At 72.1% G+C, this 15,314-nt stretch carries 8 protein-coding genes and 5 pseudogenes; 6 read left to right on the top strand and 7 right to left on the bottom strand.

Going from position 1 to position 15,314, the window contains the following annotated elements; all coding sequences use genetic code 11:
* Together SSOG_RS25110 and SSOG_RS25105 are read right to left on the bottom strand one after the other, a co-directional pair.
* Positions 1-650: pseudogene (locus SSOG_RS25110) on the bottom strand (formyltetrahydrofolate deformylase); the annotation flags it as partial.
* 65 nt (positions 651-715) lie between these two features.
* The gene (locus SSOG_RS25105; protein WP_208867552.1) at positions 716-1,216 is read right to left on the bottom strand and encodes an SCO4402 family protein; all 501 of its coding nucleotides are present in this window, start codon (positions 1,214-1,216) and stop codon (positions 716-718) included.
* Positions 1,217-1,334: 118 nt separating this feature from the next.
* On the opposite strand from SSOG_RS25105, the gene SSOG_RS25100 reads away from it, so the two are divergent.
* Positions 1,335-2,657: an ABC transporter substrate-binding protein gene (locus SSOG_RS25100; protein ID WP_039938644.1), complete on the top strand. Its 1,323-nt coding sequence runs from the start codon at positions 1,335-1,337 to the stop codon at positions 2,655-2,657.
* Between the two features lie 27 nt (positions 2,658-2,684).
* On the opposite strand, the gene SSOG_RS25095 is transcribed toward SSOG_RS25100, so the two are convergent.
* Positions 2,685-4,628: a hypothetical protein gene (locus tag SSOG_RS25095; RefSeq protein WP_039938643.1), complete on the bottom strand. Its 1,944-nt coding sequence runs from the start codon at positions 4,626-4,628 to the stop codon at positions 2,685-2,687.
* A 142-nt stretch (positions 4,629-4,770) separates the two neighbouring features.
* Positions 4,771-6,162 (bottom strand): NsdA family TPR-like regulatory protein, encoded by a 1,392-nt coding sequence (locus SSOG_RS25090; protein ID WP_009717053.1) that lies wholly within the window; start codon positions 6,160-6,162, stop codon positions 4,771-4,773.
* Between the two features lie 349 nt (positions 6,163-6,511).
* On the opposite strand from SSOG_RS25090, the pseudogene SSOG_RS25085 reads away from it, so the two are divergent.
* The 3 genes and pseudogenes from SSOG_RS25085 to SSOG_RS25075 form a co-directional block, all read left to right on the top strand.
* Positions 6,512-7,153, top strand: a pseudogene (locus SSOG_RS25085) (bifunctional DNA primase/polymerase); the annotation flags it as partial.
* Between the two features lie 241 nt (positions 7,154-7,394).
* The gene (locus SSOG_RS25080) at positions 7,395-8,237 is read left to right on the top strand and encodes an ABC transporter ATP-binding protein (RefSeq protein ID WP_009717051.1); all 843 of its coding nucleotides are present in this window, start codon (positions 7,395-7,397) and stop codon (positions 8,235-8,237) included.
* A pseudogene (locus SSOG_RS25075) lies at positions 8,234-9,914 on the top strand (transporter). Before SSOG_RS25080 ends, SSOG_RS25075 begins: the two are co-directional and overlap by 4 nt.
* Positions 9,915-10,061: 147 nt before the next feature.
* On the opposite strand, the gene SSOG_RS25070 reads toward SSOG_RS25075, so the two are convergent.
* Positions 10,062-10,415, bottom strand: a complete 354-nt coding sequence (locus SSOG_RS25070; RefSeq protein ID WP_009717049.1) for an SH3 domain-containing protein — start codon at positions 10,413-10,415, stop codon at positions 10,062-10,064.
* Between the two features lie 357 nt (positions 10,416-10,772).
* On the opposite strand from SSOG_RS25070, the gene SSOG_RS25065 reads away from it, so the two are divergent.
* On the top strand, positions 10,773-11,402 hold the full coding sequence (locus SSOG_RS25065; protein WP_009717048.1) for a hypothetical protein: 630 nt from the start codon (positions 10,773-10,775) through the stop codon (positions 11,400-11,402).
* A 35-nt stretch (positions 11,403-11,437) separates the two neighbouring features.
* Here the strand turns inward: SSOG_RS25065 and SSOG_RS25060 are convergent.
* Both SSOG_RS25060 and SSOG_RS25055 read right to left on the bottom strand, forming a co-directional pair.
* Positions 11,438-12,323: pseudogene (locus tag SSOG_RS25060) on the bottom strand (alpha/beta fold hydrolase).
* A 1,339-nt stretch (positions 12,324-13,662) separates the two neighbouring features.
* Positions 13,663-14,352: pseudogene (locus SSOG_RS25055) on the bottom strand (iron-dependent transcriptional repressor DtxR); the annotation flags it as partial.
* 191 nt (positions 14,353-14,543) lie between these two features.
* Here SSOG_RS25055 and SSOG_RS25050 point away from each other — a divergent pair.
* Entirely contained in the window at positions 14,544-15,299 is a 756-nt protein-coding gene (locus SSOG_RS25050) for an SIS domain-containing protein (protein WP_009717045.1), read from the top strand.
* Positions 15,300-15,314: the final 15 nt, after the last annotated feature.

The following is a 15,314-nucleotide window of genomic DNA, read 5'->3' as shown; positions in this document are numbered from 1 at the left end:
CGCGCGCATGGGCCTGGTGGTACGGGCTTGGCGCCCTTGAAGCTCGGGAGGAAGGAGTGGTGGATGTTGATGATCCGGCCGGACAGCTGCTTGCACAGGTCGTCCGAGAGCACCTGCATATAGCGGGCCAGCACCACCAGCTCGACGTTCTCCGCCCGCACCAGCTCCAGCAGCTCCGCCTCGGCCTGCGCCTTGGTGTCCTTGGTCACCGGGATGTGCCGGAAGGGGACCCCGTACGAGCCCACCAGCTCCTGGAAGTCGGTGTGGTTGGAGACCACCGCCGCGATCTCCACCGGGAGCGCGCCGATCCGGGAGCGGAAGAGCAGGTCGTTCAGGCAGTGCCCGAACTTGCTGACCATGAGCACGACGCGCATCTTCTGGTCCGCCCGGTGGATCTGCCAGTCCATCCCGAAGGAGTCCCCGACCGCCGCGAAGCTCGCCCGCAGGTCCTCCACCTTCACCGGGGAGACGGCGCGGAAGTGCACCCGCATGAAGAAGAGCTTCGTGTCGCGGTCCCCGAACTGCTGGCTGTCCTCGATGTTGCAGCCGGTCATGAAGAGGAAACTCGACACGGCGTGCACGATGCCCTGCTTGTCCGGGCAGGACAGCGTGAGGATGTACTGGTCGGGAACAGAATGCGACTCGCTCATGACTCCATAGCGTCGCACACCCGCGACACCACTCAGGACCGCCGCAGGACCGGACCCAGGCGCCGCTAGGCGACCCGCGTCATGATCGACAGCACCTCCAGGGTGCGGGGCGGCACATCCGGGTCCTCGCCGTCGTTGGTGGCCAGCCGCACATGGGCGTCGCGGGCGGCCCGCACCGCCTCCGGCCAGGCGTGGTGTTCGATGTACGCCGAGACCGGGGCGTCCGCTCCGACCTGGTGCAGGATCCTCAGGACCCGCAGCACGGCGACATCGACGAGCGCCGCCTCCTGGGAGTCGCGGAAGATCGTTCCGACGTACTTCTCGGCGGACCAGTTGTCCAGCCAGGTGTCCTCGACCAGCCGGTAGACCGCATCGGTGACGTCGCCGTATCCGGATTGCCCGGCCAGCCAGCACTCCTGCTGGAAGACCGGGTCTGAGAGCATGTGCAGCCCCGAGCGCACATTGGTACGCCAGCGCCACCACGGCATGTCGTTGACAGGCATACCGCCCATGGTGGTCGAGCGATGGCCGCGACGGGAAGACTTCTCCGAACCTTGCACAGTGATCGATCGTACGTTCTTCACACACGGGGACGCATCGACCCCCGGGTGTTCACCTTCCCGATACCCGCGCGTTCCCCGGCATAACGGATGTGTTCCGTCCGGAGCACCAGGCTCCCATACCATGACCCGACGGCGACGCCCCTCCCCCCGCCTCCTCCGAACAGCCGCCGTCGCCGCACTGTGCACCGCAGCCGGCGCCTCCTCGCTGACCGGCTGCGGCTCGCTGCCAGGGATGGCGAAGGGGTCCGACAACAACAAGCCCGTCGTCGTGATGACATGGGCCCCCGAGGGCACCAAGGCGACCAATATGCCGGGAATGCCCGCCATGGCGCAGGCATACGCCCGCTGGGTCAACGCCAACGGCGGTATCCACGGCCGCAAGCTCGAGGTGATCACCTGCAACGAGCGCAACGACTCGGTCCAGGCCGCGCGCTGCGCACAGGAGGCGGGCAAGGCGAAGGCCGTCGCGGTCGTCGGCTCGTACAGCCAGCACGGCCGCTCCTTCACCTCCCCGCTGGAGGTCGCGGGCATCCCGTACCTCGGCGGCTACGGGCTGACCCAGGAGGAGTTCAACAGCCCGTACTCCTACCCGGTCAACGGCGGCCAGGCCGCGCTGCTCGCGGGCAACGGCCGCCAGCTCGGCTCCCGCTGCGAACGCGTCTCGCTGGTACGCCCCGACACCATCGCGGGCGATGAACTCCCCGAACTCCTCGACGCCGGTCTCAGGGCCGCGGGCCGCGAGCCCGCCCATGACATCCGCGCCCCCGAGGGCGCGGGCGACTACAGCTCGCAGGCCACCACGGCCCTGACGGACGTCGGCGCCGACAGCTCCCTGGGCTCCGCCGCCGCGGGCGCGGAGATGGACAGCTCCTGCGTCACCGCCGCCCTCGGCAACCGCACGGGCACCTTCTTCGACTCCTTCCGGCGCGTCCAGGAGGATCACCCGAAGGTCCGGATCGCCTCCATCATGGGCAGCGTCCGGCAGTCCCTGATCGACAGCACGGGCGGCAGCAGCAGCCCGCTGGAGGGGACGTACGCCACGGGCTGGTACCCGGCCCCGGACGATCCGCGCTGGGGCCCCATGAAGAAGGTGATCAACAAGTACGCCTTCGACGACAACCGCATCGACCCCGACGACGCCGGAACCCAGACCACCTGGATCGCCTACACCGCGCTGCGCTCCGTACTGATGTCCCTGAACCCGGACGGCATCAGCGCGCGCACCGTGCGCAACGCGCTGGACCACGGCCACAAGGTCGACACGGGCGGGCTGACGCCCCCGCTGCGCTGGGGCTACGACGACCCGCTGAACGTGCCGGACTACCCGCGCATCGTGAACGCCGACGTCACCTACCAGGTGGTGCGCGACGGGCGGCTGGTCGCGGTGCGCAAGGGGTTCGTCGACGTGGCGAAGACTCTGGAGCGGTACGGCCCCCGGGACTGATCACCGTGGGGACCGGGCCGTCTCCGCTCAGAGCTGGGTGGCCTCGTGCTTGGTGAGGCCGTACTTCCCGGCGAGCGGGTTCCACAGCTCGGCCGCCTTCCGCTTGGCCGCGGTCGCCTCGCCGCTGGCCCGCTCGGCCGCCCCGACCCGTCCGGTCCGGCGGGCCTGCCCCTTGGGACAGCCCTTCTTGCCGCGGGTCTGGTCGGCCCACGCCGCGTACTGGTTGTCGGCCTGCGCGGAGGACTTCCACGCCTTGGTCAGCGACGCGGTCAGCTGGGCCTGGTTCGGCAGCTTGTCGACGGTCAGCTTGCCCAGCCGGGTCACCAGGTCGTTGCGCTGACGGGCGGCCGTCCGCAGGTCCGAGGCGGCCTTGGGCAGGGCCTTGCAGGACTTGATGTTGTTCACGGCGTTGATCACCGCCGAGCGGCTGTTGTTGCTGTCCTTGAGCAGCGCGTCCAGCGCCTTCGCCTGCGGCTCCGCGGGATCGGCCTTCTTGGTCGGCTCGTCCTCGGTGGCGCTCGGCTCCGAGCTGCCCAGCGTGGTGTTGTCGTCCTTCTTCTCGTCGTCACCGCCCGCGCTGAGCGCGGCTCCGGCGGCGAGCCCGGCGATCCCGCAACCCGCTATCACGATGCCGATGAGCACGGCGGGCGACATCCGGCGACGGCGCCCGGCGCGCGCGCCTCGGCCACCGTGTCCTCCGTGCCCGCCGCCGCTGTCAGCCGGGGCCGGGGCGGTGAACTGCGGCAGCTGCTGCGTCTCGCCGGGGGAACCGGCACCGGCACCCGCTGCGCCGTCATCGGACCGGAACAGCCCGTCGAACTCGGAGGGCGGCGGCCGGTCGCCCGGACGGCCGGGGCGGATCGCGAAGGGGGAGCCGGTGGGCTTCGGCGGCTGCTGCTCTTGCTGCTGCTGCCGACGGCGCCGGGACGGTGCGGGCTGCGGCGGCGCGGCGGGCGGGACCGGGCTCGGCAGGACGGCGGTCTCCTCGGCGGCACTCGCCTGGGCAGCGGGGGCGGGCTGCTGCCCGCGGCCCCGGTGGGCGCCCCGGCCGGGGCGCACCGTGCGCAGCTGGGTGGTGGACTCGCCGGGCGCCTCGGCCTTGGCGGGCTGGTTCTCGGGCGGCAGCGGCGCGCTGGCGGAGGGCTGCTGCGGGGGCTGCGGCGCGGCCTGCCCGGCACCGGGCACGGGGGGTATGTACTGGGTCGCCTCGGCGTCGCCCGCGGGCTGCGGCGGCAGCATCTGCGTCTCGTCGGCGGCACCGGCGTACGGCTCCGGCTGCGGTTGTCTGTCCGGCAGCGGCTGTGACTGCGCGTGGGGCTGCTGGTACGCGGGCGGCTGCGGGGCCTGCGGCTGCGGTGACGCCTGCGGCTGTTGGGGCTGCTGCGGCGGCTGGGGCTGTGCGTACGTGGGCGGCTGATGCTGCTGCGGTGACTGCTGCGGCGGCAGCGGCTGCTGCGGCGCCCAACCCTGCGGCGCCCCGGCGGACTGGTCCGGCCGTGGCTGCGGCGGGCCGTACGGCTGCTCCGGTCCCGGCTGCGGCGGCCCGAACGACTGGTTCGGGGACCCGAACGGCTGCTCCGAGCCCGGCGGCAGCCCGTACGGCTGCCCAGGCGCCTGCTGCGGCGGCCCGAACGCCTGCTCCGGTCCCGGCTGCGACGTACCGTACGCCTGCCCCGGCTGACCGTACGGCGCGCCCTCGGGCGGCAGCGGGCCCGCGCCCGCGGGAGGCCCGGCGGGCGCGGACGGCGGCGCGGCAGGCGCAGAGGGGTCGGACGGCACGGGCGGGGCGTCCTGGGGTCCCCAGGGCTGGCCCCACGCCTGCCCACCGGCGGGGGCGCCGTGCTGCTGTCCCGAGGGCGGCGTGGGCTCCGAGGGCTCCGTGGTGGGCCACTGGTCGCCCTGAGCGGGCAGTACGACGCCCTCACGGACCGCAGGCAGCTGCGGCTCGTTCCCCTGTCCGCTCTGCGTCACCCGGGTCTCCTTGAATGAGCGATTGCCGAATCGTCGGCTCACGCTACCGGTTACCCGCGTGGTGTATGAGCCCGCAGGAGGGAGAGACTGGTCACCGGCGAAGGACCGGCCAGGAGGCGGCCACAGGGGCGTCAGGAGGGGCTCAGGCCGCCTGCACCTCCAGCCTCGCCCCGAACTCCCGAACCACCGGCTCGTCCCGGTACGGCTCCAACCGCTGCTGGAAGTCGTCCAGATACTCCGCGCCCCGGTTGGAGCGCAGCGTCTGGAGCAGATCCACCGCCTGGCCGCCGACGTGGCACGCCTGCTCCACCTCGCGGCCCTGGACGTGCGCCGTGGCCAGCAGCAGCAGCCCGATGGCGCGGCGCCGCACCCGGCCCTCCGGATGGCCCGCCAGGGCCTCTTCCGCGCGCCGCCGGGCGGGCTCGGCCTGGCCCAGGTCGCGGTGGCAGTGGGCGAGTTCGTCGGCCAGATAGGCATGATCGAAGTGCTGGATCCACGGCGGCTCGTCCCCGGAAGGACCGCCGCTGCCGATCGCCCGCTCCATCGCGTCCAGGGCACGCCCGGCCGCGTGCTGACAGGCCGGGGCGTCCCCCATCAGCGCGTGCCCGCGCGCCTCGGCGGCCAGGAACATCGACTCGGCTCGCGGCGGCACCTGGCCGCGCGAGCCTTCCTGCGCGGCCTTGGCCAGCTGCGCGATCTCCCGGGGGTTGCCCAGCTGGGCGGCGAGGTGGCTCATGCTGGCGGCCAGCACGTAACCGCCGTAACCCCGGTCCCCGGCAGCCTGGGCGAGCCGGAGCGCCTGGATGTAATAGCGCTGGGCGAGCCCGGACTGGCCGGTATCGATCGCCATGTACCCGGCCAGCTCGGTCAAGCGGGCGACCGACGCGAACAGTTCGCGTCCGACCGACTCCCGGTAGGACCCGGCGAGCAGCCCGGAGACCACGCTGTTGAGGTAGTGGACGACGACGGGCCGCACATGGCCGCTGCCGTACCGGTGGTCCAGCTCGACCAGCGCGTCCGTGGTGGCCCGCACCGCGGCGACGTCGGAGCGGCCGACCCGGGCCCCGGCGGTACGCGCGACCTGCGCGTCCGCCCCGGTGATCAGCCAGTCGCGGCTGGGCTCGACGAGCGCCGAGGCGGCGACCGTCGAACCGGTCAGGAAGTCGCGGCGGCCGACGTCGCTGCGCCACAACTCGCAGACCTGCTCTATCGCGCCGAGGACGGTCGGCGAGAACTGAAGTCCCACGCCCGACGCCAGGTTCTTGCCGTTGGCCATGCCGATCTCGTCGATCGTGACCGTACGACCGAGCTTGCGGCCGAGCGCCTCGGCGATGATGCCCGGGGCGCGGCCCCGGGGCTGCTGACCGCGCAGCCATCGGGCGACCGACGTCTTGTCGTAGCGCAGATCGAGACCGTGCTCGGCACCGCACATATTGACCCTGCGGGCCAAACCGGCATTGGAGCACGCGGCTTCCTGAATCAGCGCTTGCAGCCGTTCGTTCGGCTGTCGCGCCACAAGCGGCCTAGCGGCCATGGTTTTACCCCCAGTGACTGCTGTGCGTTCTCGGCGGATGCCGTCCCTGTTGATCAGTTCCCCGCGGGTATCGCAGGTATACGGCGAATGCGGAACTTGCCCGTATTGACCACATAGACCGCTTGGTTCACGTACGTGCGTACGGCCGCGCCAAAACGCCCTCGTACGCCTGTCACGCATGGTGGCTACCCGCTTACACAGCCGGAACCCCATACGCGCCCCCGGTCATGCACCCATGCGCCCCGGTGTGCCTTGCCCGCGCGCCCGGGGCGCGGCCATGCGCGCGGGTCCGTGGCCTCGGCCGTAACCCTTGTTGACGCCGGAAGTTGTCTTGGTCGTGGAAGAGACCATGGACGTGACAGGAACACCACATATTCCGAAGCAGCGCGGGGAACGCCTGCTCGACGCCGCGGTGCGCTACGCGGAGGAACGGCACTGGGACGTGCTCGCCGGCGCCTGGCTGGACACCGTGAAGGGCCTCCAGCACTGCTCCTGCGGACAGGCCGACTGCCCGGCCCCCGGCGCCCATCCGACCGCCCCGGACTGGGTGAACCAGGCGACCGGCAGCCCGGTCGTGGTCCGGCGGATGTGGGCCCGCTCCCCGGGTGCGTCGATCCTGCTGCCGACCGGCCGTACCTTCGACGCCCTGGACGTACCGGAGTCGGCGGGCTGTCTGGCGCTGGCCCGGATGGAGCGCCGCAACGTCGACCTCGGCCCGGTCACTTCCACCCCGGACCGCAGGATGCTCTTCTTCGTGCTCCCCGGCGCCGCCGCGAAGATCCCGGACCTGCTGCGCAACCTGGGCTGGCCGCCCTCCTCGGTCGACCTGGCCGCCCGCGGCGACGGGGACTACGTGGTCGCGCCCCCGACCCGGGTCGGGCGGCACGGCCCGACCCAGTGGGCCCGCCGTCCGACCGCCGCCAACCGCTGGCTGCCGGACGCCGAGGAGCTGGTGAGCACGCTCGCCTACGCATGCGGCCGGGAGACCCGCGGACGCCAAACCGACGGACACGAGCCCCAGGGACGCGATACCCGCGGGCGCGAGCCCCAGGGACGCGGCGGACGGGAGCCCCACGGGCGCGCGACCCGCTCCTCCCAGGGCATTGACGCGCCCAGGCGCGCCTGACGCCCCTGGGCGCCGTCAGCGGCCCCCCGTATGGTGGGCGCGGACGGGGACACGACCAGAAGAACCAGTCCCCGGACCAGCCTGATGTTGGGAGACGGGGATTTCAGTGCCGGACGCACACGCAGACGCAGACGTACACGCACCCGCCGAGGCAGCGACCGACCCCGCCGCCCCGCATCAGCGGCCAGCCGTGCAGGTGCGGGGTCTGTGGAAGCGGTACGGGGAGCAGATCGCCGTCCAGGGCATCGATCTCGAACTGCCCGCCGGGCAGTTCATCGGGCTCGTCGGCCCCAACGGCGCGGGCAAGACCACGACCCTCTCGATGATCACCGGCCTGCTGCGCCCCGACTCCGGCACCGTCGAGATCGGCGGGCATGACGTCTGGCAGGACCCGGCCGAGGTCAAGGCGCGGATCGGCGTGCTGCCGGAGGGGCTGCGGATGTTCGAGCGGCTCTCGGGACGCGAACTCCTCGCGTACACCGGGCGGCTGCGCGGGCTGCCCGGCGACGAGGTCGACAAGCGCGCGACCCAGCTGCTGGACGTCCTGGACCTGGCCGGAGCGCAGAACAAGCTGGTCGTGGACTACTCGACCGGTATGCGGAAGAAGATCGGCCTGGCCGCCGCGCTGCTCCACAACCCGGAAGTCCTCTTCCTCGACGAGCCCTTCGAGGGCGTCGACCCGGTCTCCGCGCAGACCATCCGCGGCGTACTGGAGCGCTACACCCGCTCCGGTGCGACGGTCGTCTTCTCCAGCCATGTCATGGAGCTGGTCGAGTCGCTGTGCGACTGGGTCGCGGTGATGGCGCGCGGCAAGATCCGGGCGCAGGGTGCGCTGGCCGACGTACGGGGCGACGCGCCGTCCCTCCAGAACGCGTTCCTGGAGCTGGTGGGCGCCCGTGAACAGGGCTCCGGGGACAACCTCGACTGGCTCGGCGGCGGCGCCCGATGACGCTCACCGACCCCCTCGACGCCAAGGGCCCGCTCGACACCGCGGCGCCCGCTCCCCCGCCGGTGCCCACCGGCTCGCTGCTGCCCGTCTTCGTCCAGCTGAAGCTGTCGCTGATGCGCAACGGGCTGCGGCAGTCCGCGGGCCGCCGCGCCGCGTACATCACCTCGCTCGTCATCACCGTCCTCTTCGCCGCCCTCCAACTGCTCGGCCTGGTGCTGCTGCGCGGGGTCGACGACGCGGACGCGCTGGTCACCGTGCTCACCGCGGTGCTCGCGCTGGGACTGGGCCGTGATGCCGCTCTCTTCCCCAGCGGTGACGAAACCCTGGACCCCACCCGGCCTGGTGATGCTGCCGCTGCGGCCCCGGCCGCTGATCAGCGCGCTGCTGGTGTCCTCGCTGATCGGCGTCGGCCCGCTGTTCACGCTGACCCTGGTGCTGGGATCGCTGATCGCCATCGCGCACGGGGCGGCGGCCGCTGCGGCGGCCGTCCTGGCGGGCGTGCTGGCCGTGCTGACGTGCGTGGCGCTGGCCCGGGCCGTCGCGACCGCCAACACCCGGCTGCTGAGCAGCCGCAAGGGCCGCGATCTGGCGCTGCTGAGCGGTCTGTTCGTGGCGATCGGCGTGCAGTTCGTGAACATGGGCGTGCAGAAGCTGTCCGGCCAGGGCGGGCTCGGCGTGCTGCGGCCCGCCGCGGACATCCTGCGCTGGGTGCCGCCCGCGTCGGCGATCGACGCCGTACAGGGCGTGAGCGAGGGCGCGTACGGGATCGCCGCCGCCCAGTTCGCCCTGAGCGCGCTCGTGCTGGCGCTGCTGATGTGGTGGTGGTCGCGCAGCCTCACGCATCTGATGACCGCGCCGGACGGCTCCACGATCCAGCAGGAGAAGCCCCGGAAGGGCGCCGATGGGGCGGGCCCGTCCGCTGCCGAGCGCGGCCCGCTCGGCCTGCTGCTGCCCGCGGGGCGCACCGGCACGGTCATGCTGCGCACCCTGCGGTACGCGGTACGCGACCCCAAGGCCAAGGCCAGCTGGGTCAGCTCGCTGGGGGTCGGCCTGCTGATGCCGTTCATCACCTCCGTCCAGGGCAACGGCAGCATCTACTGGTCGTGCTGGGCCGCCGGGATGCTGGGCATGCAGATGTACAACCAGTTCGGGCAGGACTCCTCCGCCTTCTGGATGGTCGCGCAGACCATTTCCTCGCCCCGGGACGCCTATCTGGAGCTGCGCGGACGGGCGTTCGCTGTGGCGCTGGTCGGGGTGCCGTACGTGCTCCTGGCGGTGGTGGGCTCGGCCGCCTTCCTGAAGAAGCTCCCCGCCGTCCCCGAAGCGCTCGGGCTCGCCTTCGGCCTGCTCGGCGCGCTGCTGGCGACCGGCGCGATGGCCTCGGTGCTGCGCCCGTACTCCATCCCGCAGGACAGCTCCAAGAACGTGGCACCGGGGCAGGGTTCGCTCGCGTGGATGAGCCTCCTCGGCGGCATGATCGCCGGAGCCCTGCTGTGCGCACCGCTGCTGGGCCTGACGATCTGGCTGCACACGAGCGGGATGCACAGCCTGCTGTGGGTGCTGCTGCCGCTGGGCATCGTGTACGGCGCGGCGATCGCGGAGACCGGTCTGCGGCTGGCCGCACCGCGGACGGTGGCGCGGCTGCCGGAGATCCTGGCGGCGGTGAGCAAGGGCTGAGTGCCCCACTGCACGAGCTGAACGAGCGGCGCGGGAGCGGAATTGGGCAGGTCCCGCTCCCACGCCGTTTCCCCCTCTTGTCCCTCACCTCGTGACGCCGCGCCTCTTGACGGAACGTATCTGCGCGTCCCTGGGCGCCTTCGGCTGCTAGTCCAGGTACTTGCTGTAGACCCAGCCCCTGGTCCCGGGCCTGATGCCCGAGGTGGTCCGCTTGAGGATCTTTCCGTAGGACCAGCTCTTCATGAATCCGCCCAGACCGCCGGTGCGGCAGAAGTACCGGAAGGAGTCTCCCCGGTACAGCGTCCCTTTCGCGCGGTACTTGCTTCCGGGCCCGGAACGGAATCTGGCACCACTTGTTACGACTTTGAAATTGACGTCCGGCGAATTGAACCGGCACGCCGAGGAACCCACGGCGGATGCCGTGGGTGCCATCGCGATCGAGCCGCCCAGCATGAGCACCGCCGAGAGCACGACCATCGACGCTTGATGTTTAAGTTTCACGCGATCTCCCCCCGAGATCAGTGATTTCCCTAGTTCTGGTGGTAATGCGCGATGGCGCGTTGCCGAGCGTAGCAGCAGCCAATCCGCAAGCGCCGTACCAGTAGACGCCATTGACGCCACGAAGGTTGAATTCCGGAGGGGAATACTTTCGTCCGTACCGCGGCGAGGCCCGGATCAGGCCATCCACCGCCCTCCGTGGCGGCATCCACCACCCCGCGGCCCGCCCTCCTCCATCGCCCCGCTACTTCCACACACTCGTACTCAGGCCGTCACAGTACGCACACAGTTGACGCCCCGGATACGGAATTGGAGCGCCTAGGATCATCGATCTGAGAAGGATCACGCTGGGAGATCGACTTGCTGAACAAGACAACGTGGCTGCGCATCGCTACGCCCGTTGCCGTACTGGCCCTGGCCCTCACCGCCTGCGGATCTCCTGGGAAAAAGAGCCATACGTCCACGTCCCATAAGAACAAGCCGCATTCCCGCTTCAGCGCGCACAAGAACGGTGAGCGGGGTGCGAGTGAGGCGGCGAAGTCCGTACTGAAACCCGGGCAGTCCGCGTCACGGGCATTCAAGGAGGACACCGGCGTCAAGCCGTATTACTCGATCACCGCGCGGCGCGTCGACGTCGGAACCGCCGCCGACGCCAAGGCCCTGGTCTCCGACCCGAAGGACGCCAAGGGCAAGGTCCCCGCGACCGGCTATGTGACGTACCGCCATATGACCGGTGACGCCGTCAAGGAATGGCCGCGGGTTGGCGACTACGCGGATGTGTACGCGGACGGGCAGCGCGGTGCGAAGGTCATCGGCGGTGACGCGCCGAAGGGCTGCGCCGACTCGGACGACATCAAGAACTGGAAGGACGGCCAGAGCTACACCCTCTGCAACACCTTCCTCATCCCGGCGGATGCGAAGCGTCTGGAGATCGCCTGGACCGAGATCGGCGGCAAGCCGTTCGTCTGGAAGTTCCCCGCGCGCCGCTGATCCGCTGGTCCGCTGATCCGCTGGACTACTCCGGACTACACCGGTCCGGGCTGGGCGGGGAGGGCCGCCGCGAGGAACGGCTCCACCGCGCGGCGCCAGCCGTCCGGCCGGTCGTAATGGACCAGGTGGCCCGCGTCGGGCACCTCCGCGTACTCACCGCGGGGGAGGACGCGGACCATCTCCTGGGCCTCGGCGCGGCCCAACTCGCCGTCCAGGCCGCGGACGACCAGGGTGGGGCACTCCACCAGGGCCAGCTCCTCCCAGTGCGCGTCATGCGCCCAGGCCGCGCGGGCCTTCAGCATCTGGCGGCGGGAGAAGACGGGGCGCCAGCCGTCCGAACGCTCGGCCATGACCTCGGCGAAGAAGTCCCCCCGGGCGGGGTTCGGGCGCTCCAGCAGCGGATCGTCCTCGCCGAACCACCGGCGGACGTCCGCCAGGGTCGCGAACGGCACCGGCCAGGACCGGAACCAGTCGCTCCATTCGCGCTGCGAGGCGCCGCCGAGCGCCGAGGCCCGCATATCGCAGATGACGAGGGCCCGCACCAGATCGGGGCGGCGGGCGGCGAGCTGCCAGGCCGTCAGGGCGCCCATGGAATGGCCGATGAGGGCGACCGGGCCCAACTCGAGCTGCTCGATGGCCGCCTCGGCGTCGTCCACGTACGTACCGCGGTCGAACGGCCCTTCGGCGGGCTTCTCACTGCGGCCGTGGCCGCGCTGGTCGAGGGCGACGGCCCGGTGCCGGGTGGCGAGCCAGCGGGCGGTCTCCGCCCAGTGCGCGGGCGCGGCCCATCAGCCCGTGGAGCAGCAGCACCCCGGGGCCGCCGCGCGCCCCCGCGCGGCCTCCGGCCTTGGGCGGGTCCGTGAACTCCCAGGCCGCGAGCCGCACACCGCCGGCTCCGGTCACGTCGATGCGTCGCACCATGTCGTCTGGCACCTCCATCCCTCTCCCGAGCAACCCCCACCACCCCACAGTATCGAACTCATATTCGAACGCACCGCAAGTGCCGGGCAACACCCCTCATTCGAGTGACCACGCTCAGGGATTGGCCGCCTCCGCCGAGGGGAGACAGCTAGCGGGAGGCGGACTACTCGGGGAAGGAAGTCCGCGGGGGATGACCCTGGGAGCTCGGGGCTCCGGGTCGCTACGGCCCCGGGTCGGGCAGGCCGCGTTCGCGCGGCCCGTACGACCCGGGGCCCTTCGGGGGGACATGGGGAAGCGGGGCCCCGGCGCCTCATGGCACCGGGGCCCTCGCGTTCGAACGCCCGCTCGGCATCGCTGCCGCCCGCCGGGCCCATAGGAGCCCCCTCCCCTGACCGCGAGCACGCTTGTGCATATGCGTCAGCGACAGGGTTGCACGGGTCGCCCCCGCCCGCTCGATTTCCCCGAACTCCGGTCCAGACAAAACCCGTCACCGCAGGCAGCCCGCCCACCGCGGTAACCCCGCGTCGGCGCGTCCCAGCGCCGACGCGGGCGCGCGGCCCGGGGAGCCTCATGCCGGAGTCCCCTGCGCGCCGCCCATGCCCGGGCGCCCCCGTAGGGCCCGCCCGAGACGCCGGGCGCCACGCCGCCCGGGCCCCGCGGCGGGCCGCCGTTCGGGAGCCGCGCAGGCAACCGGGGGCGTGCGTCACCCCGGGCAGCGGGCGGGCAGCCGCGCAGACGACGTGCCCACGGCTCGCGCGCGGTGCCGGATCCGACCGCGCATCGAACCCGTCGGCGGCGGTCAGGGCGCGCGCTGTGGCACGACCCGCGACCTCCACCCCGACGGCGGCCCGTTGGCCGACCTGCCCGCGCTCGCCCCCGCGGCGGCGAACTGGCCACGATGCGCAACGCGAGCGGCGGGCAGGGTGCACGCGTGGAGACGGGCTGCCCATGGCTCGCGAGCGGCACCGGGCCCTGGGCCGCCCGGCGGTGCTGGGCCCGGGAGCCGCGCAGGCAATCGGTCGCAGCGAGCCGAGCGCGCGGCGGATCAGGCTACGGGCGGTCAGCCCTGCGCAGACCACGCGCTCATGGCTCGCGCAGGCGCCGACCCGACCGCGCAGCGAGCCGGGAGCGGACGCCCAGCCCGCGGCGGCGGGCAGGGCGCGGACAACGCGCAACGCAAGCCCCGCGCCCACGGCTCACACAGCGAGCCGGGCAGCGCAGGGCGCGGGCCCATGGCTCGCGGACGGCGGGGCCGGGGCGCCCGGTGGGGCGGCCCGGTGGCGGGGCGCAGGCAGCCGGGGCCAGGACCCGGCAGCGGGCGGGTTGGGCTTAGCGCTTGGGCTACGAAGACGTGGGAGAGGCAAATGTCCCCTTTCCAGTTCGGCCCGCTTTCGCCGCTGCTGCCCACCAGGACGCCGCCCGGGGACTCCGTCACGCTCACCACCGAGCCCGGCTGGACCCCGGCCCTGCGGAGCGTGTACATCAGCTGGGCGTCCATCTGGATCGGCTCGCCGATGCGGCGCACGACCACCGTCTTGCCCTCGGTGCCGGGGGCCAGCTCGCGCAGGCTCACCATGCTGTCGTCGAGGAACGGGTCGGCCTCGCCCTTCTCGCCCAGCTCGTCCAGGCCGGGGATCGGGTTGCCGTACGGCGACTCGGTGGGGTGGCGCAGCAGCTCGAGCACCCGGCGCTCCACCGCCTCGCTCATCACGTGCTCCCAGCGGCACGCCTCCGCGTGGACCTGCTCCCACTCCAGGCCGATCACATCGACGAGCAGGCATTCGGCGAGCCGGTGCTTGCGCATCACGCGCGTGGCCAGCCGACGGCCCTCCTCCGTCAGCTCCAGGTGACGGTCACCCGCGACCGTCACCAGTCCGTCGCGCTCCATGCGCGCGACGGTTTGGCTGACGGTGGGGCCGCTCTGATCGAGCCGCTCCGCGATCCGGGCGCGCATGGGGACCACGCCCTCCTCCTCGAGTTCGAGGATGGTGCGGAGATACATCTCCGTGGTGTCGATCAGTCCGGACATGCGTGCCCCTTGATGTGTCGTGCGGTGGCCCTGACCCAATTCTGACGCATCCCACCGACAAGAGAGCCGGATCGGCCACTGCCGTAGCGCTGGGCGGAGGTGGTATTGACAGCTTCATGATCCACAACGCAACGTGATCCGCGCCACGGGCATGTGGACCCAAGTTAACACCGACACGAAGGGCCTCGGCGATGAGCCAGAGCAAGCCGGCAGGGCGCTTTATCGACGCCGCGATCGGGCTGCTGCACAGGGTGCGGGACGAAGAGGCCGAACGCATCGCCGCGGCGGGCGGGCTGATCGCCGACGCGGTCACCGGCGGCGGCCGGATCTTCGTCTTCGGCGCGGGGCACTCCTCCCTGCCCGCCCAGGACGTCGTCTATCGCGCGGGCGGGCTGGCCCTGATGAACCTGCTCCCGGTGCCGGGGGTGGTCGGGGTGGACGTCGTGCCCGCGACCCTGGGCAGCGCGCTGGAGGGGGTCGAGGGGCTGGCCACGGCCGTCCTGGAGACCGGGCCGCTGCGCACCGGCGATCTGCTGTTCATCATCTCGCTGTCCGGCCGGAACACCCTGCCGGTGGAGATGGCGACGGGCGCGCGGGAGCGCGGCGCGACGGTGATCGGCGTGACGTCCGTGGCGTACGCGGCGGAGACCACGCCCCGTAACGCGTCGGGCAGCTTCCTCAAGGACCACTGCGATCTGGTCCTCGACAGCAAGATCGCGGTCGGCGACGCGGAGCTGACGGCGGAGGGCGTCGGGGCGCCGTTCGCCCCCGCGTCGACCGTGGTGACCAGCGCGCTGATGCAGGCCGTGGTGGCGGCGGGGGTGGAGGAGCTGGTGGCCCGCGGCGTACGGCCGCCCCTGCTGCGGTCGGGCAACGTGGACGGGGGCCACGAATGGAACCGCCAGGTGATGGCGGAGTACGGAGACCGGATCTTCTACCGGCGGTAGAGGATCCGGTCCGGG

Source organism: Streptomyces himastatinicus ATCC 53653 (assembly GCF_000158915.1).
Lineage (GTDB): Bacteria > Actinomycetota > Actinomycetes > Streptomycetales > Streptomycetaceae > Streptomyces > Streptomyces himastatinicus.
Note: the sequence above shows the minus strand (reverse complement) of the source record. Positions and strands in the feature narration are given on the sequence as shown.

Coding starts and splice junctions, on each gene's coding strand:
- SSOG_RS25100 (WP_039938644.1), top strand. CDS start 1,335: ATGACCCGACGGCGACGCCCCTCCCCCCGCCTCCTCCGAACAGCCGCC.
- SSOG_RS25090 (WP_009717053.1), bottom strand. CDS start 6,162: ATGGCCGCTAGGCCGCTTGTGGCGCGACAGCCGAACGAACGGCTGCAA.
- SSOG_RS25050 (WP_009717045.1), top strand. CDS start 14,544: ATGAGCCAGAGCAAGCCGGCAGGGCGCTTTATCGACGCCGCGATCGGG.